Raw genomic sequence first — 25,940 nt, forward strand, 5'->3', positions numbered from 1 at the left:
TAGCGTGACGGCAAACCGTCGCGGTTTCTCGAGGCGCGTCTCGAGTCGGAGTCGCTCATGCGTATTGGTCTGATCTCCGTCCTGTCCGGGCTGCTCCTGTGCGCGGGGATTCCCGCGACGGCCAGCGCGGACGTGCTCGTCAACGTCGACAAGACCACCCAGCGCATGGAGGTTTCGGTCGACGGCCAGCCGCGCTATTCCTGGCCGGTCTCGACCGGCGTCGCGAGCTACGACACCCCGTCCGGCGCCTACCGCCCGTTCCGGATGGAGCGCACGCACTTCTCGAAGGAGTGGGACGACGCGCCCATGCCCTTCGCGATGTTCTTCACGACCCAGGGCCACGCCATTCACGGCACCAACCACGTCCGGAGCCTCGGGCGCGCGGCCTCGCACGGCTGCGTGCGCCTGTCGGTGCGCAACGCCGCGACCCTGTTCAACCTCGTGAAGAGCCAGGGCATGGGCCGGACGCGGGTGGTGATCGAGGGGGCGGATGTTCCGATGGCGGACCGCGGCCGGCGCGGCACCCGGCTCGCCCGGAACCGCAGCCCCTACGAGCCGGACGATCTGCTGGCGAACAGCGATCAGATGGGGCGCCGGTCGGTGCCGGCCTACTACCGCCCGGCGGCCCGGCCGGCCTACGCGCCCGCGACGGTCTACGGCTACCCGGCCGACGCCGACGAGACGGACGGCTGGTAGGCCGGATCGCGGCCCAGGCCGCGAGTATCGGCCGATCGGCGCCACGACGTCCCCTGCGTGCGGACGATCACCGGCCGCGTCGTCTGAGCGCGAAAGTCATGCGCCGTAGCGCCCGCCCATTGCCGAGCGCCCCCTCCCGGCCTAGCTCCTGCGCGGCCATCAGAGCCTGCGCGGCCCCTGCCGCGACCTGAGACGGACGGAGACACCCCGAGATGCCCTTCGCTTTCTGCCGGTCCCTTCCCCTCGCCGCCCTGGCGCTCGCCGCGGCCACCGTGCCGGGCTACGCCCTGGAGGTGACGCGCTCGGCCGACATCGCCGCGCCGCCGGCCAAGGTCTGGCAGACCATCGGCGAGTTCTGCGGCATCGGCGACTGGCACCCCGCCATCGAGAAATGCGTCCTGTCGGACAAGGACGGCATGAAGGTCCGCACCCTCAGCCTCAAGGGCGGCGGCACCATCAAGGAGGAGCAGGTCTCCCGCGACGACAAGGTGATGAGCTACACCTACACGATCTTGGAGAGCCCGCTGCCGGTCTCGGACTACAAGTCGACCCTCTCGGTCGCCCCCGCCGGCTCCGGCTCGAAGGTGACCTGGACCGGAACCTTCAACGCCAAGGGCGCGCCGGACACGGTCGCCACCGACGCGATCCAGGGCATCTACGATTCCGGCCTGAAGGCGCTCGCCGACAAGGCGAAGTAAGCCCGTCACGATTCGGAGCGCGCCGCCGACGCCGGAAGCCGGCGGCGCGCACCAAGTCCCTCCGGCAACAGCGGAATCGCGCGTTCGCGGCGAACCGCGTCCCGCGCTTCGCGCCCCTTCGGCATGTCGCCGGGGCGATTGACCCACCGCCAAGCTCGGCTCAGAACCTCGGCGGCGCGGCCCCTCGCGCCCCAACAGGATGATCGCCGTGCCCGCGTCCCGCCTCCCGATGCGCCTCAGCCTCGTCGCCCTCGCCGTCGCGGCGCTGGGCGCCTGCCAGCAGCGCGCCACGCCCGCGGTCACCGAGCCCTCGCCGATCGTGCCGGCGCCCCTGGCCCTGCCCACGGGCAGCGGTTGCGGCCCGGAGATCGCCCGCACGAAGGCGATCGTCGACAGCGACGTGGCCACCGGCAACCTCAACAAGCCGGTGGGCGACCGCTTCAGCGCCGACCTCGCCCACGCCGCCGCGGAGTGCTCGGCCGGCAAGTCGGGCGAAGCCCTGCACCTGCTCGCCGCCGCCAAGAGCCGCTACGGCTACCGCTGAGCGCGGGGTTTTCCTTTCCCGCCGCGCCTGCAGGATCGCGCTGTCGATCCTGCAGGCGCGTCCGACCCGGCCCCTCATCCCGCGGTGCGGAGCGCGGCGGAGGTCTCGAAGGCGGCCTCCAGGCGCCGCGCGCTCTCTGGAACTCGCCCTCGAGGCCCCCCGACACGGCCACCTCGGGACGAGGCCGTCGGTCGGGATGGGCGCATCCCGCGCTAGATCACGAACAGCAGGTTCAGTCCGGCGCGCCGGAACCCGTCCTCGGCGATCTTCAGGTCGAGCCCGTAGGACGCGATGTCGTCCGCCACCGGGTCGAGGGCCGGCGCTCGGTGCTGGTGGAGGTGCTTGATGTAGCTGTGGCAGGTCGTGCAGGTCTCGACCTGGACGTCCTTCGAGACCTCATCGAGCCCGTAATAGCTGACACTCTCGCCGTCGCCGCAGGCGGTGCAGCGGATCCGGACGTGGTTCCAGTACGTGCCGCAGACCGAGCAGCTGAGATACCGGGCCTTGTCGGCCGGGGTCCAGGAGACGATGACGCTCGCCACCGGCGCGCCGCCGCAGCACGGGCAGACGCCGTCCGCGACGGGCTTCAGCGTCCGCGTGTCGAGGCGCGCGGCCCGCTCGGCGAAGCGCACCTGCAACGCGGCTGAGACGAACAGGCATTCAGCGATCCGGTCGACCGGCAGCGCGCCCTCGAAAACCTGCACGGCGAGATCGCGGCGCTCCTCCGGCGCGGCGGCCCGCAGGGCATCCCGCGCCGCGGCCGAGGCCTCGGGCGCGGTCGCGAGATCCAGCGCGTCGAGCAGCGCCAGGAGGCACGCGTCGAAATCCTGGTCGGCCTCGAGGCTGTGCCGCGACAGCGGCGGCATGCCGTGCTCGCTCCTCAGCGCCTGATCGGCGGGATCCGGCGCCGGCGGGGCCGGAAACCGTGCCTGGATCGCCGCCTGGGCGCGGGCGACCTCACCGACGAACCGGAGATAGGCCTCCAGCGGGTGCCCTGGCGCGGCCTCCGCCAGGCGCGCGGCCCGGTCGGCGAACAGCGTCGCGGGATCGGGCAGGCGCACGAACGGGACCGAGCCCGAGATCCCGATCTTGTCGGGATCGGGCTTGAGCTCGCTGAAATCCCGGCGTCGGGGCTTCGGGGCCTCGGCGGGTTTCGGGGTCTTGTCCGCGGCCGGAGCCGCGGGTTTCCGCCTGAAGAAGTTGGCCACGCGATCAGGATCCGCGCTTGTCCACCGAGCCGCGGCGCGCCGGGCCGCCGGCCATCTGACGGAACCACTTGCGGTGATGCCGGTAGGCCCAGCCGCCCGTGACCGTGCCGCGGACCATCGCCCGGCCGGTGCCGCGCACCCAGATGCCGGCGTAGACGTGCACCACGATGATCGCGATGGCGATGACGGCGGCCAGCGAGTGCGCGAGCAGCGCCCAGCGCTGGGTCTCGATCGAGGTGAGGCCGCCGAAATAGGTGTTCCAGATCACGAGGCCGGTCACGAACATCACGCCGATCAGCGCGGTCTGGCCCCAGAACACGCCCTTCTGGCCGGCATTGTACTTGCCGAGCTCCGGCAGCCGGTCCTCGCGGTTGGTGACCACGTCGCCGATCTTCTTCGACCACTCGACATCGTCCTTGTTGGGGATGTTGAGCCGCCAGAAGCGCACGAACAGGAAGAGGAAGCTGATCGCCAGCGCCACGCCGAACCACGGGTGGACCGCCCGGGTCGCCTGCCCGCCGCCGAACAGGCCGGTCAGCGAGAACAGGTAGGGCGTGAACATCGCCAGCCCCGAGAGGGTCAGCAGCGTGAACAGGATCGCGGTGATCCAGTGGTTCACGCGCTGCACGCCGGTGTAGCGCGGGACGTACATCACCTCCGGCGCCTCGGACTTGGCGTGGTGGAGGGGGCGGGAATCGCCGTCCCGGACATCGTTCTGGATCGTCATCGGCCTTCACTCGCCTGACGGGGCCGCCCGTCGCGGCGGGCGGGCCGTGAAACTCGAAATCGGGTCTGGCGCCCGAGCCGTCTCCGCCCTGCCGAAACCGTTCGGCGCGGCGCTCCCTCCCCCGCGGGGGAGGGAGACCGTCGCGTCTCAGTGCGGCCGGGCCTCGCCGCCATTCTCCCGGCGCTTGGCCTCGTCGTACTCGACCGCCTCTTCCTCCTCCTCGGGCACGACCTCGTTGGGGCCGGCCGTGACGTAGTGGAAGAAGCCCGCCACCGCCGCGAAGCCCATCGCGGCGAGACCGAACACCTTGGCGCCGCCCTTCCAGAAGGCGACCAGCGGCGAGATCTTCGGGTCGTTCGGCAGGCCCGCGTAGAGGTTCGGCTGGTCGGCGTGGTGCAGCACGTACATGACGTGCGTGCCGCCGACGCCGGCCGGGTCGTAGAGGCCGGCATGCGCGAAGCCACGCGACTTCAGGTCCTCGACCCGGTCGTGGGCCTGATCGATCATGGCCTGCTTGGTGCCGAACATGATCGAGCCGGTCGGGCAGGCCTTGGCGCAGGCCGGGGCCTGACCCACCGCCACTCTGTCCGAGCACAGGGTGCACTTGTACGCCTTGTGGTCGGTCTGGCTGATGCGCGGGATGTTGAAGGGGCAGCCCTTCACGCAGTAGCCGCAGCCGATGCAGTTCTCCTCGATGAAGTCGACGATGCCGTTGGAGTACTGCACGATCGCGCCGGGAGACGGGCAGGCCTTCAGGCAGCCCGGCTCGGTGCAGTGCATGCAGCCGTCCTTGCGGATCAGCCATTCGAGGTTGTTGGTCTCCGGGTTCTCGTACTCGGTGAACCGCATCAGGGTCCACGACTTCGGCGTGAGGTCGTGGGGGTTCTGGTAGGTGCCCGTGTTGACACCGATGTCGTCGCGCAGGTCGTTCCACTCCTCGCACGCCGACTGGCAGGCCTTGCAGCCGATGCACTTCGACACGTCGATGAGCTTGGCGACCTCCACCTGACGGCGGATCTCCGGCGGCGTCTCCGTGGAGGCGGAGCGCTGGCGGATGTCGAGGGAGCTGTAGTCAGCCATGTCTGCCGCTCCCCCTTACGCGACCGCGTCCGACGGAGGCGTGGTCGGCTCGATGTTCACGAGCCAAGCCTTGAACTCCGGCGTCTCGGTGTTCGCGTCGCCGACGACGGGCGTCAGCGAGTTCGGGTGCCATCCTTTCTTGGTGTGGCCCATGAAGCCCCAGTGCTGCGGGATGCCGACGACGTGGACGGGCTTGCCGTCGCAGATCAGCGGCTTGATCCGCTTCGTCACCACCGCCTTGGCCTTCAGGGAGCCGCGCTTCGACCAGACGCGGACCCAGCCGCCCTTGGCGATGCCCTTCTCCTTGGCGAGCTCCTCCGAGATCTCCACGAAGGCCTCCGGCTGGAGGATCGCGTTGATCCGGGCGTGCTTGGTCCAGCCGTGGAAGTGCTCGGTCAGGCGGTAGCTCGTCGCCGCGTAGGGGAACTCCTTCGCGTCGCCGAGGTCGGCGAGGTCGTCCTTGAAGATGCGGGACGCGGGCGCGCCCTTGATCTTCGGGAAGGCGAGGTTGGCCACCGGGGACTCGAAGGGCTCGTAGTGCGTCGGGAACGGCCCGTCGCGCATGAGGCCGCGGGTCCACAGGCGGGCGACGCCCTCCTGGTTCAGGATGAACGGGCCGACGCCCTTATCGGGGGCGACGGTGACGCCGTAATCCGGCACGTCGAAGCCGATCCACTGCTTGCCGTTCCACTCGATGAGCTTCTTCTTCTCCGACCACGGGCGACCCTCGGGGTCGCACGAGGCGCGGTTGTAGAGCACGCGCCGGTTGGCCGGCCACGCGAAGGCCCAGTTCGGCGCGATGCCGCGGTCACCGGGGTCGGTGTTGTCCCGGCGGGCCATCATGTTGCCCTTCTCGGTGTAGCAGCCCGAGTAGATCCAGCAGCCGCAGGCGGTCGTCCCGTCGTCCTTGAGCTGGGCGAAGCCGTCGACCTGCTTGCCCGCCGGGATGATCGTCCCGTTGAGGTCCGGCGTCGGCGCCAGCGTGTAGCCGTTGAGCTCGCGGGCGAGCTCGGTCGGCGTCGGCGCCTCGGCGATCGCGTAATCCCACTTCAGATTGACGATCGGGTCCGGGAAGGCCCCGCCATCCTTCTTGTAGGCCGCCTTCATGCGGAGGAAGATCTCCGACATGATCTCGATGTCGGAGCGGCACTCGCCCGGCGCCTCCTGCGCCTGCCAGTGCCACTGCAGCCACCGGCTGGAGTTCGACAGCGAGCCTTCCTCCTCCACGAACAGGGTGGTCGGAAGCTCGAACACCTCAGTCTGGATCTTGGTCGGATCGACGTCGTTGTACTCGCCGTGATTCTCCCAGAACCGGGCCGTCTCGGTCTTGAGCGGATCCATCACCACGATGAACTTCATCTTGGAGAAGGCTTCCGTCATCTTGGCGCGATTGGGGAACGACAGCAGGGGGTTGAAGCCCTGGATGACGTAGCCGGTCATCTTGCCCTGCTTGGCGAGCTCGAACCCGCGCAGCACGTCGTAGGTCGGCACGTCGAGCTTGGGCAGGTAATCGTACGCCCAGTCGTTCTCCTTGGTGGCCTTGTCGCCCCACATCGCCTTCTGGAACGAGACGAAGAACTTGTTGTAGTTCTGCCAGTAGCTCGTCTGCCCGGGACGCAGCGGCTTGAACTGCCGCTTGGCGATGTAGCTCGCGTAGTCGGGCTCCTTCTCCACCGGGATGTTCAGGTATCCGGGGATGAGGTTCGACATCAGCCCGATATCGGTCAGCCCCTGGATGTTGGAGTGACCGCGCAGGGCCTGCATGCCGCCGCCGAGCACGCCGATGTTCCCGAGCAGCGTCTGCACGATGCACATCGAGCGGATGTTCTGCGAGCCCTTGGAGTGATGGGTCCAGCCGAGCGCGTAGAGCGAGGCCATCGACTTCTCGGGGGAAGCCGTCGTCGCCATCAGCTCGCAGACCTTCAGGAAGGTCTCCTTGGGCGAGCCGCAGATTTTTTCCACCATCTCGGGCGTGTAGATCGCGAGATGCTTCTTGAGGAGCTGCATCACGCAGCGCGGATGCTGCATCGTCTCGTCGACCACGGCGTAGCCGTCGGGGCCGATCTCGTAGTCCCAGGTGGCCTTGTCGTAGTCGCGCTTGTCCGCGTCGTAGCCCGTGAACAGCCCCTCGCTGAAGTCGTAGCCCTCGCGGACCACGTACCCGGCGTTGGTGTAGGCGGAGACGTAGCGGTGCTGCAGCTTGTCGTTGTCGAGCAGGTACTTGGCCACCCCCGACAGGAAGGCGATGTCGGTCCCCTGCCGGATCGGGCAGTAGAGATCGGCCACCGACGCCGTGCGGGTGAAGCGCGGATCGACGACGATCAGCTTGGCATTGTTATGGGCTTTCGCCTCCACGACCCACTTGAAGCCGCAGGGGTGGGCCTCGGCGGCATTGCCGCCCATCACGGTGATCACGTCCGCGTGCTTGATGTCCATCCAGAGGTTGGTCATCGCACCGCGTCCGAAGGAGGGCGCCAAACTGGCGACCGACGGACCGTGTCAAACTCTGGCCTGATTATCGAAGACCAGGGCCCCCATGCTTCGGACTGTCTTGTAGGTCAGCCACGCCGTCTCGTTGGTGGTGGCCGAGGCCCCGAGGAAGCCCATCGTGGTCCACCGGTTGACCGTGAGGTCGCCGTTCTTGGCCACGAAGTTCTTGTCCCGGTCCTCCTTCATGAGCTGCGCGATGCGGTCGAGGGCGAAGTCCCAGGACACGCGCTTGAACTCGGAGGAACCCGGGGCCCGATGGAGCGGGTACTTGGTGCGGGTCTCGGCGTGCACGAAGTCGAGCAGCGCCGAGCCCTTCGGGCAGAGCGTGCCGCGGTTGACCGGATGATCCGGATCGCCCTCGATGTGCATGACCGAGGAGCGCGCGTTCTTCGAACGGTCGCCGAGGCTGTAGAGGATGACGCCGCACGCGACCGAGCAGTACGGGCACGTGTTGCGGGTCTCGCGCATCTGCGCGAGCTTGAACGGCCGCACCGCGGCGGCCATGGCGGGCTCGAGTCCGCCGAATCCGAGCGCGCCCAGCGAGCCGCCAGCGAGGCCGGCGCCGGCCCCCTTGAGCAGGCCACGCCTTGAGACCTGGACCGTCATCTCCGCTCCGTAAAAGCGATCTGGTATAATTCCAAGCTGTCCCAAAAAAGCGTGCGCGAGGCAAGTGCGGTTGCGTGACACAGCAAGTTGCCGTGTCTCAGCCGAAGCAACACGTTTGTCGCACCGGCATCATCCTGCATGAGAACGGTTTTTTTACTTGCTGGGATTGGCCGGATTGGCGCCTGACGGGCCGGCCGTGCGGTGCTCCAGGGGCGCCTGCGGCTCGGTGGCGGAGGTGCCGCCGGGCTGGGCCGGCGGCACGGGACGGTCGGCATTCTCCTTGATCGAGTTGCCGCCCGGGTCCGGCGCGTCCTTGGCGGCCGACTGCTCCCGCGGCACCGGGGCCTGGCTCCAGCCGTCCTGCGCGCTGCGGGACTTGTCGCCCATTGCGTCGACGCCCTTGATCTCGCCCGGTTTCGTCTGGGCGAGACAGGGCGACGCCGCCGTCGCGAAACCGAGGAGCACCGACATCATCAGGGGAATCGAGCGGGACACGGGGCGCCTCCTGGCAGCAGGGGGAATGCGGGGAGAATGGCAGCGGGGGATGAAGAGCGGGGAATGCCCGGGCAACGTAGCCTTTGCGGCGGCAGTTCCGGCCTGCGACACCGACCCGGCACGGGGCACCGGGATCGCGCGGCGGCAGCGCGGCCGCGGCGGTGACGGCTCCTTAACCAAACCTTGCAACCGTACGTGTCCACAGGTGCGAGGATTTCCCGGTCATGTCGAAGCCGCATCCCGAACGCCCCTGCGAGACCGAGCGGTCGGTCGACGCGCCGCCGCTGAGCTCCGACATCCGGCGCCATCTCGGCCAGAACCTGCGCGCGCTCTTCAGCGAGACGCTGGCGGCCCCGGTCGACAAGCGGCTGGAGGCCCTGATCGCCCGGCTCGACAAGCCGAAGCGCTGACCCGGACCGCCGCCGGCAGGGGAGCGGAGGATCGCCGTCTTGCGGGCAACCGCGTGCGGCGCAACCACCGACGGCTCTCGCCGGCCCGCGGAATGCCGCCCGATGTGCGCTAGAGCACTTAAGATCGTTCGTTCTGAGAAACCCGATTCCGCGCACGAAATCTTCTCCATCGGCGACGCCACAGAGAAGATCCATGCGTTCTGATCGTCTACCGCCCTGAGTTATCTTGCATTTCCGGCACGATCGTCGATCCTGATCACGTTACGGCATCACGCGGGTCCACACCCGAGACTTGACTTCGTTCGGTAAAAAGAACGATTTCGCGCCTCCCGGGGACGCCTGTCCCCTGCGTCGCAACCGCGGATGGCTGGGGGATCGGACGTGATGACGAACGCTTCAGGTCTGGGCCGGATGGCTCGGGCGATCGGGCTGACCCTTCTGGCCGGAGCCGGCCTGCTGACCTGCGCGCTGCCGGCCGCGGCCGAGACCGCGCTCCTCAACGTCTCGTACGATCCGACCCGCGAGCTCTACCGCGAGATCAATGCCGCCTTCGCGGAGGAGTGGAAGGCCAAGACCGGCGAGGCCATCACGGTGCGGGCCTCGCACGGCGGCTCGGGCGCGCAGGCGCGCACGGTGATCGACGGGGTGGACGCCGACGTGGTCACCCTCGGCATCCCGTCCGACATCGACGCGATCGCCAAGCTCACCCGCAAGATCCCGGAAGATTGGCGCAGCAAGCTGCCGAACCAGGGGACGCCCTACACCTCGACGGTGGTGTTCCTGGTCCGGAAGGGCAACCCGAAGGGCGTCAAGGACTGGGACGACCTGGTCAAGTCCGACGTGAAGGTGATCACCCCGAATCCGAAGACCTCGGCCGGCGGGCGCTGGAACTTCCTCGCCGCCTGGGGCTACGCCTACGGGAAGGACAAGGACGCCGCGAAGGCCGACGCCTTCGTCGGGCAGGTCTACAAGAACGTGCCGGTGCTCGACACCGGCGCCCGCGGCTCGACGGTGACCTTCGCGCAGCGCGGCCTCGGCGACGTCCTGCCGACCTGGGAGAACGAGGCCTACCTCGTGCTCCAGGAATTCGGCGCCGACAAGTTCGACATCGTCTCGCCGCCGACCTCGATCTACGCCGAGCCGCCTGTGGCCCTGGTGGCGGTCAATGCCGAGCGGAAGGGCACCACCAAGGCGGCCCAGGCCTATCTCGACTTCCTCTACGGCGACCGCGCCCAGGCGATCTTCGCCAAGCACCATTACCGGCCGATCCGGCGGGAGGCGGCCGCTCCGGCAGACCTCGCCCAGCTGCCCGAGATCAAGCTGTTCAAGATTGAGGACCTCCAGGGATCCTGGGACGAGATCCAGAAGCGGAACTTCGACGCTGGCGGCCTGTTCGACCGTCTGAGCCGGGCCGGCCGCTGAGGCTTCAGATCATGGTCCAGACGCCCCGTCCCCGTCGGACGTTCCGACGGCCGAGCGTGATCCCGGGCTTCGGGATCAGCTTCGGCTACACGCTGAGCTGCCTCGGCCTGATCGTCCTGCTGCCGCTGGCCGGACTGGTGGTGAAGGCCTCGGGGCTCGGCCTGTCGGGCATCTGGGAGGTCGCCACCGATCCGCGGGTCGCCAGCGCCCTGCGGATCAGCTTCGGCGTCTCGGCCATCGCGGCGCTCGTCGCCTCGGCCTTCGGCTTCCTGGTGGCCTGGGTGCTGACCCGCTACCGCTTCCCGGGCCGCAAGCTGGTCGACGCCGCCGTCGACCTGCCCTTCGCCCTGCCCACCGCGGTCGCCGGCATCGCGCTCGCCTCGCTCTACGCGCCGGACGGTCTGCTCGGCGCGCCGCTCGCGCGCCTCGGCATCCAAGCGGCCTACACGCCGGTCGGCATCTTCATCGCCATGGTGTTCATCGGCCTGCCCTTCGCGGTGCGGACCGTGCAGCCGCTGATCGCCGAGATCGACAAGGAGATCGAGGAGGCCTCGGCCACCCTCGGGGCGACGCGCCTCGTCACCCTCACCCGGGTGGTGCTGCCACCGCTGATCCCGGCGGTGCTCACCGGCTTCGCGCTCGCCTTCGCCCGGGGTGTCGGCGAGTACGGCTCGATCATCTTCATCGCCGGCAACCTGCCCTACGTGTCGGAGATCGCGCCGCTGCTCATCGTCATCAAGCTCTCCGAGTTCGACTACGGCGGCGCGGCGGCCATCGCGACGATCATGCTCGGGATCTCGTTCCTGACGCTGCTCGCCATCAACCTCATCCAGGCCTGGTCACGGCGGCGGTTCGGCTATGTCTGAGATCTTCTCCCCCGCCTTCGTGCCGGCCGCCAAGCCGGCCCCGGTCGCCTCGGAAGGGGCGGGCGTCCGCGTGGTCCTGATCGGGATCGCGGTGGCGTTCCTGGCGCTGTTCCTGGTGCTGCCGCTGTTCGCGGTCTTCCTCCAGGCCTTCTCGAAGGGGCTCGGGGCCTTCCTGGACGCGTTCCGGGAGCCCGACGCCTGGAGCGCGATCCGCCTGACGCTGACCGTGGCGGCGATCGCGGTGCCGTTCAACGTCGTGTTCGGGCTGGCCGCCTCCTGGGCGATCGCCAAGTTCGAGTTCCCCGGCAAGGCGCTGCTGATCACCCTGATCGACCTGCCGTTCTCGGTCTCTCCGGTGGTCTCCGGGCTGATCTACGTGCTGCTGTTCGGGTCCCAGGGCCTGTTCGGCTCTTGGCTCCTCAACCACGGCGTCCAGATCCTGTTCGCCCTGCCGGGGATCGTCCTGGCGACGGTGTTCGTGACCTTCCCGTTCGTCGCCCGCGAGCTGATCCCGCTGATGCAGGAGCAGGGCACCGCCGAGGAGGAGGCGGCGCTGACGCTCGGCGCCTCGGGCCTGCACGCGTTCCGGACGGTGACGCTGCCCAATATCCGCTGGGGCCTGCTCTACAGCGTGCTCCTCTGCAATGCCCGGGCGATGGGCGAATTCGGAGCGGTGTCGGTGGTGTCGGGCCACATCCGCGGCCTGACCAACACCATCCCACTCCACGTGGAGATCCTCTACAATGAGTACAACTTCGTCGCCGCATTCGCCGTCGCTTCGCTCCTCGCCGTCCTTGCCCTCATCACCCTCGTCCTCAAATCCGTCCTCGAATGGCGCTTCGCGGGTGAGCTCGCGCACGGCCGGGCACACTGATCGCCCCTCCACGGCGATCCGGGTCGAGAACGTCTCGAAGACGTTCGACACGGCGGCGGTGCTGCACGACCTGTCGCTGGACGTGCGGGCGGGCGAGCTGATCGGGCTCCTCGGCCCGTCGGGCTCGGGCAAGACGACGCTGCTGCGGATCATCGCCGGGCTCGACGCGCCGGACCGGGGCCGGATCCTGTTCGGCGGCGACGACGCCACCGGCCTGCCGGTGCAGGAGCGGGCCGTGGGCTTCGTGTTCCAGCACTACGCCCTGTTCAAGCACATGAGCGTGGCCGACAACATCGCCTACGGGCTGAACGCGCGGCGCCGCGCCGACCGGCCGGCCAAGGCCGAGATCAAGCGCCGGGTCGGCGACCTGCTCGACCTGATCCGCCTCTCCGGGTTCGGCGACCGCTACCCGTCGCAGCTCTCCGGCGGCCAGCGGCAGCGGGTGGCGCTCGCCCGGGCCCTCGCGGTCGAGCCGCGGGTTCTCCTGCTGGACGAGCCGTTCGGCGCGCTCGACGCCCAGGTCCGCAAGGACCTGCGCCGCTGGCTGCGCGAGATCCACGACCGCACCGGCCAGACCACGATCTTCGTGACCCACGACCAGGACGAGGCCCTGGAACTGTCCGACCGCGTGGCCGTGCTCGATCGCGGCCGCCTGGAGCAGGTCGGCACGCCCGACGAGGTGCAGGAGAACCCGGCCTCCGCCACCGTGATGAAGTTCCTGGGCGATTCCGTCGAAGTGGAGGCGATCGCCGAGGGCGGCCGGGTGCTGGTCCGGGGCCGGGAGACGCCGGTCGCCGCGCCCACCAGCCTGTTCGGCCCGGTCAAGCTCTACGTCCGGCCCTGGCAGCTGCAGCTCGCCGAGCCCGAGGCCGCGCACCTGTCGGGCACCGTGCGCAGCTCGTACCGGACGCAGGGCCGCCAGCGGATCGAGGTGGCCGACGCCGAGGGGCGCGTCCTCGCCGTGGAGGATTTCGACGGCGTGCGCTACCCGGCCGGCCACCCGGTCGGCCTGCGGATCAACGGCGGGCACGTGTTCGGGTGAGGCTCGCCAGCGGCCGCGCGGCACCCTAGGCTCCCGACCATGACCGTACCGAGTCGCGAACCCGCCTCCGACGTCCTGGCCGCCATCGGCCAGACGCCGCTGATCCGCCTGCGCCGCGCCTCCGAGGAGACCGGCTGCACCATCTACGGCAAGGCGGAGTTCCTGAATCCCGGCCTGTCGGTGAAGGACCGGGCGGCGCTCTCGATCGTGCGGGACGCGGAGGCGCGGGGCCTGATCCGCCCGGGCGGCACGATCGTCGAGGGCACCGCCGGCAACACCGGCATCGGTCTCGCCCTGGTGGCCTCGGTGCGCGGCTACCGGACGCTGATCGTCATCCCGGTCACCCAGTCCGAGGAGAAGAAGCAGACCCTGCGGCTCGCGGGCGCCCGGCTGGTGGAAGTGCCGGCGGTGCCCTTCGCCAACCCGAACAACTACGTCCACGTGGCCCGGCGGCTCGCGGAGAAGCTCGCCGCCACGGAGCCGGCGGGCGCCTTCTTCGCCGACCAGTTCGACAACGTCGCCAATCGGCAGGCCCATGTCGACGGCACCGGCCCGGAGATCTGGGCGCAGACCGGCGGCCGGGTCGACGGCTTCGTCTGCGCGGCCGGCACCGGCGGCACGCTGGCCGGCACCGCCGAGGCCCTGCGCGCCCGCAACCCGCAGGTGCGGATCGCGCTGTCGGATCCGGAGGGCTCGGCCCTCTACGCCCACTACACGACCGGCACCCTGAAGGCCGAGGGCTCCTCGATCACCGAGGGGATCGGCCAGGGGCGGATCACCCGCAACCTCGAGGGCTTCACCCCCGACCGCGCCTTCCGGATCCCGGACCGCGAAGCCCTCGACATCGTCTTCGGGCTGATGCGGGAGGAGGGGCTGTCGCTGGGCGGCTCGTCGGGCATCAACGTCGCCGGGGCGATCCGGCTGGCCCGGGACCTCGGGCCCGGTCACACCATCGTGACGATCCTCTGCGACGGGGCGGCCCGCTACGCCTCGAAGCTGTTCAACCCGGACTTCCTCACCGAGCGCGACCTGCCGGTTCCGGGCTGGCTCGACGCGCCGGCGGATGCTCTTCCCGACTGGCACGCCTGAGGCCGGGGTCTCATCCGGAATTTTCCTCACAAAAGCGTGGCTTGGCGTTGAACGGAACGGAATGTCGCAGCGTTTGAACGGTCACGCTCGCACCAGCGCGACCGTCCGGAGAACGCGACCGATGTCCCTCGTCACCATCCTGCTCATCATCCTGATCATCCTGGCCTTCGGCGGCGGCGGCTTCCTCGGCGGCGGCGCGTATCGCGGCCCCGGCTTCGGCCTGGGCGGCATCCTGCTCATCGTGCTGATCGTGCTCCTGGTCACCGGGCGGCTCTGAGCGGCGGCCCGTCGCCTGGGCGGACGGCTCGTCCGCCCAGGCTCGTGAACGCCGGCGGATCCCGCGCGAGCGACAGGGGATCCGCCGCGCGACCCCCATCTCAGCGGCAGGTGATCCCCACCACGGCGGGCGCGACCCCGCCGGGCCCGCCACCCGAGTGCGGCGCCGCCGCGGCGATGCCCTGGGCGGCGAGGAAGGCGGAGATCGCCCGCGCCGAAACGACCGGCAGGCGTGCCGGCGGCACCACCCCGGCGACCCGGCGCGGCGCCGCGGGATAGCGGGCGACGAGACCGACGAGGGCCCCCGACCGGTCCAGCACCGGCGCGCCGCCGGAACCCGGCTGGAGCGCCGCGATCACGTCGCCGCCCCGCGCCTCACCGGGAGCGGCCTGGACCCCGTCCGCACCCGGCGCCAGGGCGATCACGCTCTCCTCGGCGCCGACGGGCTCGGCCCGGAGCGCGGGCCGGAGCGGTGCGGGGGCGCCGGGCACGTCGAGGAGGGCGAGGCCGGCCGGATCGGTGGCGAGCACCCGCGCCGGCGTCGCGCCGATACGGGGCTGCGCGCAGCCCTCCAGCACGGCGGCGGCGGTCAGCACGCGTCCCGGCGCCACCGCGAGACCCGCGCCCGAGGCCGGCGCGGGGGACAGGCTCGCCGGCCTCAGCGGCGCGGCCTGTGGCTGGGGCGCCGGGTGGGCGGCGACGCGGGCCGCCGGTGCCGGACCCGGGCTCGGGGGTAGCTGCGCGGCCGGCGCCGCGGCGGGATCGGGAAACGGCACGAAGGCGTTCGCCACGGCGATCACGAGCCGGTCGACCTCCGGCGCCAGGGCGCGATCGTAGCCGAGCAGGAACCCCCGCACGCCCTCCGGTCCGGACGCGTAGCGGATGTAGGACAGTCCCGGCCCGGTCTCGGCGGTGACCACCACGGTGTCCGGCCGCCGCAGCTTGTAGGTCACCTTGCGGCCGGGGAGCGGCGCGGTCGCCTTCTCGAACAGCGCGTCGAGGCTCTCGGCCCCCGGCGGGAAGGCGCGGGATTCCAGGGTGACGCGGCCGTCCTGGCTCTGCCAGCGGGTTCCGGAGGGCAGGGCGGTCCGTCTCGCCAGGAGTCTCTCGGGCACGCCCATCACGGCGCCGGTCCCGGGATCGACCGCGACGCGGAAGCGCGCCGCGTTCCGCGCCGCCGCACCGGCGGCCAGCAGCGCCGCCCGGCCGCGCGGATCGAGGGGGTCGGCCCCGCCGGTCCGGGCGCCGTAGGCGGTGAGCGCCTCGAAGGTCCGGCGCCCGAAGGCCCCCGACACGACGGCGTTGAAGTCGCCGGTCCAGACCAGGGCGTCCTGGACGGCCTTGCGGTCGGCCTCCGGCAGGGCCTCGAAGCCCGCCCGCATCGCCTCGAAGACGGGGTCGGCCGGCGCGCCGGCCGCCGGCGCGGATCTGGGGGCGGCCCGGGCGGGCGCCGGCCGGTCCTGGGCCCCGACAGGCCCGGTGCCGAGGGCGATCAGGAGCGCGAGGGCCGTCGCGCGCCGGGCGCGGCCGCGCAGGGTATCCGGGTTCCGACACCGCGACGCGTCACCCGAATCCATGCCCGCCCTCCGACACTCTCTGCCCCGCGTCGTCCCGATCCTGGCAGAGGCCGCCGCGACAGGCCAGATCAATCCGGTCCCGGCTCGGTCCCGGCCCGATCCCGGCAGCCGTGCGTCCGGCGCCGCGATGCGCTACAGGGCGGATGTCCGGCCCTGGGCGGCGGCCGGATCCCGGATCGGTCGTCCGGCCACGCGATGCCGCCACGGTTCGACGCGGAGCCCGGCATGAGCGACACGAACAACACCTTCAAGAAGGCGCCGAAGCGTAAGGCCGCCAAGGGCAAGAGCATCAGCGTCTCGCCGGAGATGCGGCAGGCCTACGCCGACCTGATCCAGGAGCGCGCCGAGAAGCAGGAGGCCTACGGCCGCCACCTGCCGCAGGACGAGACGCGGCGGCGGTAGCGCAGCCGGGAGAAGCGCCGCCCCGCATCGGCCTCAGCGCTTGCGCACGAACTCGGTGCGCAGCACGAGGCCCTTGATGGTGTCGTGGCGGCAGTCGATCTCCTCCGGATCGTCCGTGAGCCGGATCGAACGGATGACCGTACCCTGCTTCAGGGTCTGGTTCGCGCCCTTGACCTTGAGGTCCTTGATCAGCGTGACCGAATCGCCGTCGGCCAGGACGTTGCCGGCCGCGTCGCGGACGGCTCTCGCCTCGGCGGGCGCGGCCGCGGATCCGGGCGGGAGCCACTCGCCCGTCGCCTCGTCGTAGACGTAAGCCTCGTCGTCGCCGCTCAAAACCGTGCCCCCTGTCCGGATCGGGGCCGGGTCCTGTGAGGATCGCGTGGGCCCGTCATCAGCGCCCCGGCACACCGAATCGGTCGCCGAGTCGGCGCGGGACGCCGCGAGCCTAGCCGATCGGGCCGGCCCCGCGCGAGAGCGGGAACCGGCCCGACGGAGCGCCTTACCGCTTCAGCGGACCGGCCTCGATCACGTCCTCGACCGTGCGCAGGCCGGCGCGCGGGGAGTTGACGAGGCAGGCCATGTTGCCCGGCGGGTGCTGGTTCTTCCACATCTTGGTGTGGGCCTGGGGGATCTTGTCCCAGGGGAAGACCTCGCTCATGCACGGGTCGATCCGCCGGTCGAGCACGAACTGGTTCGCCGACGAGGCCTGCTTGAGGTGGGCGAAGTGCGAGCCCTGGATGCGCTTCTGCCGCATCCAGACGTAGCGGGCGTCGAAGGTGATGTTGAAGCCGGTCGTGCCGGCGCAGAACACCACCATGCCGCCGCGCTTCACCACCAGCGCCGAGACCGGGAAGGTCGCCTCGCCCGGATGCTCGAACACGATGTCGACGTCCTGCTTGCCGGTGATGTCCCAGATCGCCTTGCCGAACTTCCGGGCCTCCTTGGTCCAGGCGTGGAACTCGGGGCTGTTGACCTTGGGGAGCTGGCCCCAGCAGTCGAAGTCCTTGCGGTTGATGACGCCCTTGGCGCCGAGGCTCATCACGTAGTCGCGCTTCGACTCGTCCGAGATCACCGCGATGGCGTTGGCGCCCGAGGCCGCGCAGAGCTGCACGCCGAACACGCCGAGGCCGCCGGAGGCACCCCAGATCAGCACGTTCTGGCCCGGCTTCACCGTGTGCGGGGCGTGGCCGAACAGCATACGGTAGGCGGTGGCGAGCGTCAGCGTGTAGCAGGCGGCCTCCTCCCAGGTGAGGTGCTTCGGCCGGACCATGAGCTGGCGGGACTGCACCCGGCAGAACTGCGCGAACGAGCCGTCGCCGGTCTCGTAGCCCCAGATCCGCTGCGAGGGCGAGAACATCGGGTCGCCGCCGTTGCACTCCTCGTCGTCGCCGTCGTCGCGGTTGCAGTGGACGATGACCTCGTCGCCGACCTTCCAGCGCTTCACCTTGGAGCCGACCTTCCAGACGATGCCGGAGGCGTCGGAGCCCGCGATGTGGTACTCGCCCTTGTGGACGTCGAAGGGCGAGATCGGCTCGCCGAGGCCGGCCCAGACGCCGTTGTAGTTGACGCCCGCCGCCATGACGTAGACCAGCACCTCGTCGTCGCCGATCTCCCAGACCGGCAGCACCTCGAGCTGGTGGGACTGTTCCGGGGGTCCGTGCCGCTCGCGCCGGATCGCCCAGGCATACATCTTGGCCGGCACATGACCCAGCGGCGGGATCTCACCCATCTCGTAGAGGTCCTTGACCTCCCCGCCCGTCGGACTGATCGCAGCGCTCGCCGCCATCTCGCTCTCCTCTCGTCCCGCGTGTTTCTCACGGCCGCGGTTCTCCATCGCGCTATACCGGCGATGCCGGAGGCGTCCAAGTGGGCCGAAAGTCGAAAGCCGACGGTTTCCGACATGAAAAAAGCGCGAGCACAGGGCGCGCGACCACGTATTCAAAATCGGCTTTCCGGCAGACCAAGTATTATTCGGCGCCGGCCTCGGTCGCCCCGGACCCGAGACCTTGCCCGACTCCACCGCCGCGCGCCCGAGCTGCTCCGGGCCGTCCGGCGAGCACATGCACCTCTAAGTCATTGGTTCGACTTGCTCTCTCGCGCCCGAACAGCGGCAAGTCCCGCGAAGAACAGTTCAGGTGGACATTATACCAGCACTGATAAAGCGGATCGGGATCGTCGCGCGGCACCGTCCGGACCGCGGGTGCGGGCGGCGCGCGGGCGGCGGCGCGCCGCGGCGCCTTCAAATCCCGCTGTTCCGGCGAGCAAGTTTTTTCATGAGCCGCGGATGCCCGCGCGGGCGTCTTGCACTTCCGTCCCGGATGACGCGTGCTCAAGCCTTCGCTACGGTGACCGCAAGGCCGCGCCCCGCGCGGATACAAAGATCACACGGAGGCGAGGAATGGGCGCGAGCGTCGCCGAGACCAGGAGCGACAAGTCGAGCCGCGACAAGCCCTGGATCATCCGCACCTACGCGGGGCACTCGACCGCGGCGGAGTCGAACAAGCTCTATCGGGGCAACCTCGCCAAGGGCCAGACCGGCCTGTCGGTTGCCTTCGACCTACCGACCCAGACCGGCTACGACCCCGACCACGAGTTGTCCCGCGGCGAGGTCGGCAAGGTCGGCGTCTCGATCGCGCATCTCGGCGACATGCGGACCCTGTTCAAGGACATCCCGCTCGCCCAGATGAACACCTCGATGACGATCAACGCCACGGCCCCGTGGCTGCTGGCGCTCTACCTCGCGGTGGCCGAGGAGCAGGGCGCGCCGATCGCCGCCCTCCAGGGCACGACCCAGAACGACATCATCAAGGAGTACCTGTCGCGCGGCACCTACGTGTTCCCGCCCGCGCCGTCCCTCCGGCTCACCAAGGACGTGATCCTGTTCACGACCAAGAACGTGCCGAAGTGGAACCCGATGAACGTCTGCTCCTACCACCTGCAGGAGGCGGGGGCGACGCCGGTCCAGGAGCTGTCCTACGCGCTCGCCATCGCCATCGCGGTGCTCGACACCGTGCGCGAGGACCCCGAGTTCGACGCCGCGAGCTTCCCCGAGGTGTTCGGCCGGATCTCGTTCTTCGTGAACGCGGGCCTGCGGTTCGTCACCGAGATCTGCAAGATGCGGGCGTTCTCGGAGCTCTGGGACGAGATCGCCCGCGAGCGCTACGGCATCGACGATCCGAAGAAGCGCATCTTCCGGTACGGCGTGCAGGTGAACTCCCTGGGGCTCACCGAGCAGCAGCCCGAGAACAACGTCCACCGCATCCTGATCGAGATGCTGGCGGTGACGCTGTCCAAGCGCGCCCGCGCCCGCGCGGTGCAGCTCCCGGCCTGGAACGAGGCGCTCGGCCTGCCGCGGCCCTGGGACCAGCAATGGTCCATGCGCATGCAGCAGATCCTGGCCTTCGAGACCGACCTCCTCGAATACGACGACATCTTCGACGGCAGCCACGTGATCGAGGCCAAGGTCGAGGAGCTGAAGGCGCAGACCCGCGCCGAGCTGGAGCGGATCGGCGGCATCGGCGGCGCGGTCGCGGCGGTGGAAACCGGGGCGCTCAAGCGCGCGCTGGTGGAGTCGAACGCGCGCCGGATCTCGGCGATCGAGGCCGGCGATCAGATCGTGGTCGGCGTCAACAAGTGGCAGCAGGGCGAGCCGTCGCCGCTCACGGCCGGGGAGGGGGCGATCTTCTCCGTCTCCGAGACCGTCGAGATGGAGGCGCAGAGCCGGATCCGCGAGTGGCGCGGCCGCCGCGACGAGAACGCCGTGGGCCAAGCCCTCGACGCCCTGGAGCAGGCGGCGCGCTCCGGCGCCAACATCATGCCGCCCTCGATCGAGGCGGCCAGGGCCGGCGTCACGACCGGCGAGTGGGGCGCGCGCCTGCGCGCGGTGTTCGGCGAGTACCGGGCGCCCACCGGCGTCACCATGGAGACGGTCTCCAGCGGCGCGGCCGAGGAGGCCAAGCTCCTGATCGCCGATCTCGGCGAGCGGCTCGGCGAGACGCCGAAGCTCGTGGTCGGCAAGCCCGGCCTCGACGGCCACTCCAACGGCGCCGAGCAGATCGCGCTCCGTGCCCGCGACGTCGGCTTCGACGTCACCTACGACGGCATCCGCCAGACGCCGGCCGAGATCGTCGCGAAGGCCAAGGAGACCGGCGCCCACGTGGTCGGCCTGTCGATCCTGTCCGGCTCCCACGTGCCGCTGGTGCGGGAGGTCCGCGCCAAGATGCGCGAGGCCGGGCTCGACCACATCCCGGTGGTGGTCGGCGGCATCATCTCGCCGGAGGACGAGCTGGTCCTCAAGAACATGGGCGTGCGCGCCGTCTACACGCCGAAGGACTACGCCATCGACCAGATCATGGTCGGGCTCGCCAAGGTCGTGGAGAAGGGTCTGGATCGACGGGACGGCCCGGCGGATCCGCCGCGCGCCGAGGCCCAGGTCTACTAGCGGACCGTTCCTGCCCGGATGTCGGCCGGTCCGGGCAGGATCCAAACAACTTTAACGTTTATCGGACAAGCATGGGCTCCGATCCCAGATACGGGATCGGGGACCAATACCTATGCGCGCCGGCATCTCCATCGCGGCCAAGCTCGGCCTGTGTCTCGCGGCCCTGGTGCTGCTGATCGCCGCCACGAGCGGCCTCTCGCTGGCCGAGCTCGGCCGCATCGAGTCCGCCGCCGCGCAGCTGCGCGACACGCGCATCCCGGCCACCGACGCCCTCGGCCGGATCGGCATCAACTTCATGCGGCAGCGGGTCAACGCCGTCCGCCTGATTACCGCCGACACGCCGGCGCTGCGCGCCGAGGTCGCCGACCAGATCGCCAAGCGCGACGCACTGCTCGCCGCCCAGTACGCCCGGTACGAGGCCCTGCCGCTGACCCAGCCCGAGCGCGAGGCCTACGCGGTGTTCCGCCAGCACGTGGCCACCTACGCCGAGCAGCAACGGGAAGCGGTGGCCAAGGCCGAGGGCGGCGACGTCGCCGGCGGCCAGCGGATCTACAACACGACCATGTCGCAGAGCATCGGCGCCATCATGGCCGACTGGGAGAAGCTCGTCGCTCTGAACGGCGACGGCTCGCAGGCGAGCGGCACGCTGATCGCGCAGACCTACGACGCCGCCAAGCGGAACGTGCTGGCGCTCGCCGGCCTCGCCCTGCTGGTGGCGCTCGGGGCCTTCGTGCTGGTGACCCGCGGCGTCAGCGGGCCGCTCCGCAAGATCGCCGCCGTCACGCAGCGCCTCGCGGCGGGCGACGCCGAGGTGGCGATCTCCGGGCAGGAGCGCCGCGACGAGATCGGGGCGCTCGCGGGCTCCGTGGTGGTGTTCCGCGACAACCTCGTCCGCGCGCGCGCCCTGGAGGCCGAGACGGCGCTGGCCCGCGCCGATGCCGAGACGCAGCGCCGGGCCGCGACCCGGGCCATGGCCGACGCCTTCGAGCAGGCGGTGGGCGGCATCGTCGGCGGCGTGTCGGCGGCCGCGACCGAGCTGGAGGCCACCGCCCGGACCCTGACCGGCAGCGCGACCGAGGCCGCCGGACAGTCCGGCACCGTCGCGGGTGCGGCGAGCGACGCCGCCGCCAACGTCAACACCGTCGCGGCCGCCGCCGAGGAGCTCGGCTCCTCGGTGCAGGAGATCGGCCGGCAGGTCAGCAGCTCGGCGGAGCTCGCGCGGGTCGCGGTCGACGAGGCGACCAACACGGTGGCGCTGGTCCAGGACCTGAGCGGCGCGGCCGCGAAGGTCGGCGACGTGGTGGCGCTGATCTCCGGGATCGCCGCCCAGACCAACCTGCTGGCGCTCAACGCCACGATCGAGGCGGCGCGCGCCGGCGCCGCGGGCCGCGGCTTCGCGGTGGTGGCCTCGGAGGTCAAGGCGCTCGCCGAGCAGACCGCCCGGGCCACCGAGGAGATCACCGGCCAGATCGGCCGGATCCAGTCCTCCACCGGGCAGGCGGCGTCGGCGATCGACGGGATCGGCCGGCGCATCCGCGAGATCGACGGCGTGGCCTCCAGCATCGCGGCCGCCGTGGAGCAGCAGGGCGCGGCCACGCAGGAGATCGTCCGCAACGTCGCCGAGGCGGCCGCCGGCACCGGCGCGGTCACCGGCACCATCGCGAGCCTCGCCCAGTCCGCCGAGGAGACCGGCGCCGCCGCCGCCCAGGTGCTCGGGGCCGCGAGTGAGATGTCGCGCCAGTCCGAGCATCTCGGGGCCGAGGTCGCGCGCTTCCTCGCCACGGTGCGGGCGGCGTAGCCCCTCTCACGGTCGGGCGGCGGATCGCGTAGGACGGCGCCATGCCGCCCGATTTGCCGCCCGACGCGCCGCCCGCCCTGTCCGCCCTGCCGTCCGCCCTGACCGCGATCCTGCTCCTGGCGGTGCCCCTCGCCGCCGCGCTCTCGGCGGGCCTGATCCTGCGCCTGCGCCCGCTGCTGCAGCGCTACGCCCTGGCCCGGCCGAATGCCCGCTCCAGCCACACCGTGCCGACCCCCCAGGGGGGCGGCATCGCCGTGGTGACGGCGCTGGTCACGATCTGGGGCCTGCTGATCGCGGCGCCGGAGATCGGCGGCCGGCCGGACTGGATCTGGCTCGCCGGTGGCGCCCTGGCCCTGGCTCTCCTCGGCGCCGTGGACGACGTCCGGCCGCTGCCGGCCGCCCTGCGGCTCGCCGTGCAGGCCGTCGTGGTCGGCCTGCTGGTCTGGCACCTCGACGGGCGCCTGCTGCCCGGCCTGCCGCTCTGGCTGGAGCGCGGTCTCGCGCTGCTGGCCGGCCTGTGGTTCGTCAACCTGACGAACTTCATGGACGGGCTCGACTGGATGACGGTGGCCGAGATCGTCCCGGTGGCGGGCGCGCTCCTGCTCATCGGCCTCGCCGGGCACCTGCCGCCGCTGCCGACCCTGGTGGCGGCGAGCCTGCTGGGCGCGGTGCTGGGCTTCGCACCGTTCAACCGGCCGGTCGCGCGGCTCTTCCTCGGGGATGTCGGCTCGCTGCCGGTCGGGCTCGTCACCGCGTGGCTGCTGTGCCAGCTCGCCCTGGCGGGCGGACTCGCCGCCGCCCTGCTGCTGCCGCTCGTCTACCTCGCCGATTCCAGCCTGACTCTCGCTGCGCGGGCGGCGCGGGGCGAGCGGGTCTGGGAGGCCCATCGCGGGCACTATTACCAGCGGGCCACCGTCAACGGGCTGTCCGTGCCCGGCGTGGTCGGACGGGTGTTCGCGGCCAATCTCGCCCTGGCGGCGCTCGCCGCCGCGACCTTGTTTTGGCCGTCCTGGCCGGTCACGCTCGCCGCATCGGTCGCCGGGCTCGCCCTGGTCGCCGCCCTGCTCCGCCGCTTCGCCCGCGCCCCGGCGCCGGCCCCAGCCGAAGGTGCCGCCCAGCCGTGACAGAGGCCGCCCAGCCGTGACCGGACTCATCGCGCTCACCGGGGCGACCGGGTTCATCGGCCGCCACCTGCTCGCCGACCTCACCGCGCGCGGCTACCGGGTCCGCGTGCTGCTGCGCCGGCCCACGACCGTGCCGGAGGGCGCGGCGAGCGCGGTCGTCGGCGACCTGACCCGCCCGATCAACATGGCGGCGGCCCTCAGCGGCGTCGACGCGGTGGTGCACTCGGCCGGCCTCGCCCATGCTATGTCGGGGGCACCGGAGGACGACTACCGCACGCTCAACACCGAGGCGACGCGCCGGCTGGCGGAGGCCGCGGCGCGCGCGAAGGTGCGCCGCTTCGTGTTCCTGTCGTCGATCCGCGCGCAGGTCGGGGCGAGCGCGCCGGGCGTGGTCGGGGAGGGCGATCCGCCCCGGCCCACCGACGCCTACGGCCGCTCCAAGCTCGAGGCCGAGGCGGCGCTCGCCGAGACCGGCCTGGACTGGGTCGCGCTGCGCCCGGTCCTCGTCTACGGCGCCGGCGTGAAGGGCAACATGGCCGCGCTCCTGCGGCTGGCGCGCAGTCCCTACCCGCTGCCGCTGGGCGGCCTCGCGGCGCGGCGCTCGCTGATCTCGCTGGAGAGCCTGTCGGGTGCCGTGGACGCGGTGCTGGCGGCGCCCGCCCCCCTGAACCGCGCCCTCGTCGCGGCCGACCCGGACCCGCTCAGCCTGCCCGAGATGATCGCGTCCCTCCGCCATGGCCTCGGCCGCGGCCCGGGCCTCGTCCCGGTCCCGGCCGGGCTCCTCCGGCTGGCCTGCCGGCTGACCGGCCGGGACGCGCAGTTCGCCCGCGTCGCCGAGGGTCTCGTCGCCCGCGCCGACGGGCTCGCGTCCCTCGGCTGGCGGCCGGCCGGGCCGACCCGCGACGGGCTCGCCCGGCTGGCCCGCGACGGCGGCTGAACGCAGGGCTGCCTCAGCGGCCCGCGTAGATGTCGGTGATCTTGCCGAGCAGCGACAGGGCGTCCGCCTTCGAGCGCTGGAACGCGTTGCGGCCCACGATCGAGCCGAATCCGCCGCCCGCCTGGATGGCGCGGATCTCGTCGAGGAAGCTGGCCTCCTCGGCCTGGGCGCCGCCGGAGAAGATCACGATCCGCCGGCCGTTGAAGGCGCACTGCACCACGTGGCGGACGCGCTCGGCCGCCGTGCCGATCGGGATGCCGGTCGATTCGTAGACCTTCTTCGCCGCCGGCTGCTCGATATGGGCCGAGGGCAGCTTCACCTTGATGATGTGGGCGCCGAGCTGCGCGGCGATCTGGGCCGCGTAGCCGATCACGTCGATGGCGGTCTCGCCCTCCTTCGACAGGGCCGAGCCGCGGGCGTAGGACCAGATCACCACGACGAGGCCGACGCTCTTGGCCTCCTCGGCGATCGCGCGGATCTGCCCGTACATGGCGTTGCGGTGTGCGGATCCCGGGTAGATCGTGAAGCCGATGGCGCAGGCGCCGAGCCGCAGGGCGTCGGCCACCGAGCCGGTGATCGCCTGCTCGGGATCCTCCTCGTCGGCCAGGAGGTCGTGATCGTTGAGCTTCAGGATGAGCGGGATGCGCCCGGCATAGTCGCGCGCGCCCGCCTCCAGGAAGCCGAGCGGCGCCGCGTAGGCGTTGCACCCCGCCGCCAGGGCCAGCTCGAAATGGTAGTGCGGGTCGTAGGCCGGCGGGTTTGGGCCGAAGCTGCGGGCGGGCCCGTGCTCGAAGCCCTGGTCGACGGGCAGGATCAGCATCTTGCCGGTGCCGCCGAGCTTGCCGTGCTCCAGCATCCGGGCGAGGTTGGTGAGGGTCCCGGGGCTGTCGGCCCCGTACCACGACAGGATCTCGGTGACGCGGGCGGATCGGTCCATCGGGCAGCCTCCTGGCCAGAGACCGTCGCGCCGCGGATCAGGCCGCGGGCCGTGCTGCGGACGGCTCCCGGTCGGAACGGTGCGGGCAAAGCCGCGGTTCCCGCACGCGGTGCTTTCGGCTAACCGGGCGGGAGCGGGCGCCGCCCGGTCCGGTCGCGCGCGCCCGGACCGGCAGCCCCGAGACCGGCCCACGAGACGCGT

The 25,940-nt window shown here is 71.1% G+C and carries 24 protein-coding genes; 15 read left to right on the forward strand and 9 right to left on the reverse strand.

The annotated features are described in order from the left end of the window. The first annotated feature begins 57 nt into the window (after positions 1 to 57). From ASG32_RS05925 to ASG32_RS05935, 3 genes are all read left to right on the forward strand, one after another. Positions 58 to 696 carry a L,D-transpeptidase gene (locus ASG32_RS05925; RefSeq protein ID WP_020092421.1) on the forward strand — a complete coding sequence of 213 codons (639 nt, stop codon included), beginning with the start codon at positions 58 to 60 and terminating at the stop codon, positions 694 to 696. A 212-nt stretch (positions 697 to 908) separates the two neighbouring features. Continuing rightward, the gene (locus ASG32_RS05930; protein WP_012318087.1) at positions 909 to 1,394 is read left to right on the forward strand and encodes an SRPBCC family protein; all 486 of its coding nucleotides are present in this window, start codon (positions 909 to 911) and stop codon (positions 1,392 to 1,394) included. Positions 1,395 to 1,593: 199 nt separating this feature from the next. Then, positions 1,594 to 1,938 (forward strand): hypothetical protein, encoded by a 345-nt coding sequence (locus ASG32_RS05935; RefSeq protein ID WP_020092423.1) that lies wholly within the window; start codon positions 1,594 to 1,596, stop codon positions 1,936 to 1,938. A 212-nt stretch (positions 1,939 to 2,150) separates the two neighbouring features. Here the strand turns inward: ASG32_RS05935 and fdhE are convergent, their stop codons facing one another. From fdhE to ASG32_RS05965, 5 genes are all read right to left on the reverse strand, one after another. Then, entirely contained in the window at positions 2,151 to 3,146 is a 996-nt protein-coding gene (gene fdhE / locus ASG32_RS05940) for a formate dehydrogenase accessory protein FdhE (RefSeq protein ID WP_020092424.1), read from the reverse strand. 4 nt (positions 3,147 to 3,150) lie between these two features. Continuing rightward, positions 3,151 to 3,873 (reverse strand): formate dehydrogenase subunit gamma, encoded by a 723-nt coding sequence (locus tag ASG32_RS05945; RefSeq protein WP_020092425.1) that lies wholly within the window; start codon positions 3,871 to 3,873, stop codon positions 3,151 to 3,153. A 147-nt stretch (positions 3,874 to 4,020) separates the two neighbouring features. Then, positions 4,021 to 4,953: a formate dehydrogenase subunit beta gene (gene fdxH, locus ASG32_RS05950; RefSeq protein WP_020092426.1), complete on the reverse strand. Its 933-nt coding sequence runs from the start codon at positions 4,951 to 4,953 to the stop codon at positions 4,021 to 4,023. A 15-nt stretch (positions 4,954 to 4,968) separates the two neighbouring features. Further along, the gene (fdnG, locus tag ASG32_RS05955) at positions 4,969 to 8,049 is read right to left on the reverse strand and encodes a formate dehydrogenase-N subunit alpha (RefSeq protein ID WP_082557764.1); all 3,081 of its coding nucleotides are present in this window, start codon (positions 8,047 to 8,049) and stop codon (positions 4,969 to 4,971) included. 153 nt (positions 8,050 to 8,202) lie between these two features. Further along, positions 8,203 to 8,544 carry a hypothetical protein gene (locus tag ASG32_RS05965; protein ID WP_056523478.1) on the reverse strand — a complete coding sequence of 114 codons (342 nt, stop codon included), beginning with the start codon at positions 8,542 to 8,544 and terminating at the stop codon, positions 8,203 to 8,205. Between the two features lie 224 nt (positions 8,545 to 8,768). Between ASG32_RS05965 and ASG32_RS05970 the strand changes: the two genes are divergently transcribed. From ASG32_RS05970 to ASG32_RS33250, 7 genes are all read left to right on the forward strand, one after another. After that, complete coding sequence (locus tag ASG32_RS05970; RefSeq protein ID WP_020092430.1) at positions 8,769 to 8,954, forward strand: hypothetical protein; 186 nt, start codon at positions 8,769 to 8,771, stop codon at positions 8,952 to 8,954. A gap of 411 nt (positions 8,955 to 9,365) precedes the next feature. After that, on the forward strand, positions 9,366 to 10,376 hold the full coding sequence (locus ASG32_RS05975; protein WP_107351926.1) for a sulfate ABC transporter substrate-binding protein: 1,011 nt from the start codon (positions 9,366 to 9,368) through the stop codon (positions 10,374 to 10,376). A gap of 11 nt (positions 10,377 to 10,387) precedes the next feature. Further along, complete coding sequence (gene cysT, locus ASG32_RS05980) at positions 10,388 to 11,242, forward strand: sulfate ABC transporter permease subunit CysT (RefSeq protein ID WP_056523481.1); 855 nt, start codon at positions 10,388 to 10,390, stop codon at positions 11,240 to 11,242. Next, complete coding sequence (cysW, locus tag ASG32_RS05985; protein ID WP_042672043.1) at positions 11,235 to 12,116, forward strand: sulfate ABC transporter permease subunit CysW; 882 nt, start codon at positions 11,235 to 11,237, stop codon at positions 12,114 to 12,116. The genes cysT and cysW overlap by 8 nt, the downstream gene beginning before the upstream one ends. Next, positions 12,088 to 13,158, forward strand: coding sequence for a sulfate/molybdate ABC transporter ATP-binding protein (locus ASG32_RS05990; protein ID WP_244491830.1), 1,071 nt, complete (start codon positions 12,088 to 12,090; stop codon positions 13,156 to 13,158). Before cysW ends, ASG32_RS05990 begins: the two co-directional genes overlap by 29 nt. A 39-nt stretch (positions 13,159 to 13,197) precedes the next feature. After that, a complete protein-coding gene (locus tag ASG32_RS05995; RefSeq protein ID WP_056523484.1) occupies positions 13,198 to 14,247 on the forward strand; it encodes a cysteine synthase A in 1,050 nt (349 codons plus the stop codon). Positions 14,248 to 14,368: 121 nt separating this feature from the next. Beyond that, entirely contained in the window at positions 14,369 to 14,524 is a 156-nt protein-coding gene (locus tag ASG32_RS33250) for a hypothetical protein (RefSeq protein WP_007563230.1), read from the forward strand. Between the two features lie 100 nt (positions 14,525 to 14,624). On the opposite strand, the gene ASG32_RS06000 is transcribed toward ASG32_RS33250, so the two are convergent. Further along, entirely contained in the window at positions 14,625 to 16,100 is a 1,476-nt protein-coding gene (locus ASG32_RS06000) for a serine protease (protein WP_056523486.1), read from the reverse strand. Between the two features lie 225 nt (positions 16,101 to 16,325). Here ASG32_RS06000 and ASG32_RS34375 point away from each other — a divergent pair, with 225 nt between their 5' ends. Continuing rightward, a complete protein-coding gene (locus ASG32_RS34375; protein WP_012318104.1) occupies positions 16,326 to 16,502 on the forward strand; it encodes a hypothetical protein in 177 nt (58 codons plus the stop codon). A gap of 33 nt (positions 16,503 to 16,535) precedes the next feature. Here the strand turns inward: ASG32_RS34375 and ASG32_RS06010 are convergent, their stop codons facing one another. Beyond that, positions 16,536 to 16,835: an alkylphosphonate utilization protein gene (locus tag ASG32_RS06010; RefSeq protein WP_020092438.1), complete on the reverse strand. Its 300-nt coding sequence runs from the start codon at positions 16,833 to 16,835 to the stop codon at positions 16,536 to 16,538. Positions 16,836 to 17,001: 166 nt separating this feature from the next. Beyond that, positions 17,002 to 18,288, reverse strand: coding sequence for a crotonyl-CoA carboxylase/reductase (gene ccrA / locus ASG32_RS06015; RefSeq protein WP_042672037.1), 1,287 nt, complete (start codon positions 18,286 to 18,288; stop codon positions 17,002 to 17,004). 612 nt (positions 18,289 to 18,900) lie between these two features. Here ccrA and ASG32_RS06020 point away from each other — a divergent pair. The 4 genes from ASG32_RS06020 to ASG32_RS06035 all read left to right on the forward strand — a co-directional run bounded on the left by ASG32_RS06020 (position 18,901) and on the right by ASG32_RS06035 (position 24,802). Next, a complete protein-coding gene (locus tag ASG32_RS06020; protein ID WP_056523487.1) occupies positions 18,901 to 20,943 on the forward strand; it encodes a protein meaA in 2,043 nt (680 codons plus the stop codon). 112 nt (positions 20,944 to 21,055) lie between these two features. Continuing rightward, the gene (locus ASG32_RS06025) at positions 21,056 to 22,741 is read left to right on the forward strand and encodes a methyl-accepting chemotaxis protein (protein ID WP_056523489.1); all 1,686 of its coding nucleotides are present in this window, start codon (positions 21,056 to 21,058) and stop codon (positions 22,739 to 22,741) included. Positions 22,742 to 22,782: 41 nt separating this feature from the next. After that, complete coding sequence (locus ASG32_RS06030; RefSeq protein WP_056523491.1) at positions 22,783 to 23,865, forward strand: glycosyl transferase; 1,083 nt, start codon at positions 22,783 to 22,785, stop codon at positions 23,863 to 23,865. 16 nt (positions 23,866 to 23,881) lie between these two features. Then, entirely contained in the window at positions 23,882 to 24,802 is a 921-nt protein-coding gene (locus ASG32_RS06035; RefSeq protein WP_056523493.1) for an NAD-dependent epimerase/dehydratase family protein, read from the forward strand. A 13-nt stretch (positions 24,803 to 24,815) separates the two neighbouring features. Here the strand turns inward: ASG32_RS06035 and ASG32_RS06040 are convergent, their stop codons facing one another. Then, positions 24,816 to 25,739 (reverse strand): class I fructose-bisphosphate aldolase, encoded by a 924-nt coding sequence (locus ASG32_RS06040; protein WP_056523495.1) that lies wholly within the window; start codon positions 25,737 to 25,739, stop codon positions 24,816 to 24,818. Positions 25,740 to 25,940 lie beyond the last annotated feature (201 nt).

The sequence above is a fragment of the Methylobacterium sp. Leaf361 genome, assembly GCF_001424445.1.
GTDB lineage: Bacteria > Pseudomonadota > Alphaproteobacteria > Rhizobiales > Beijerinckiaceae > Methylobacterium.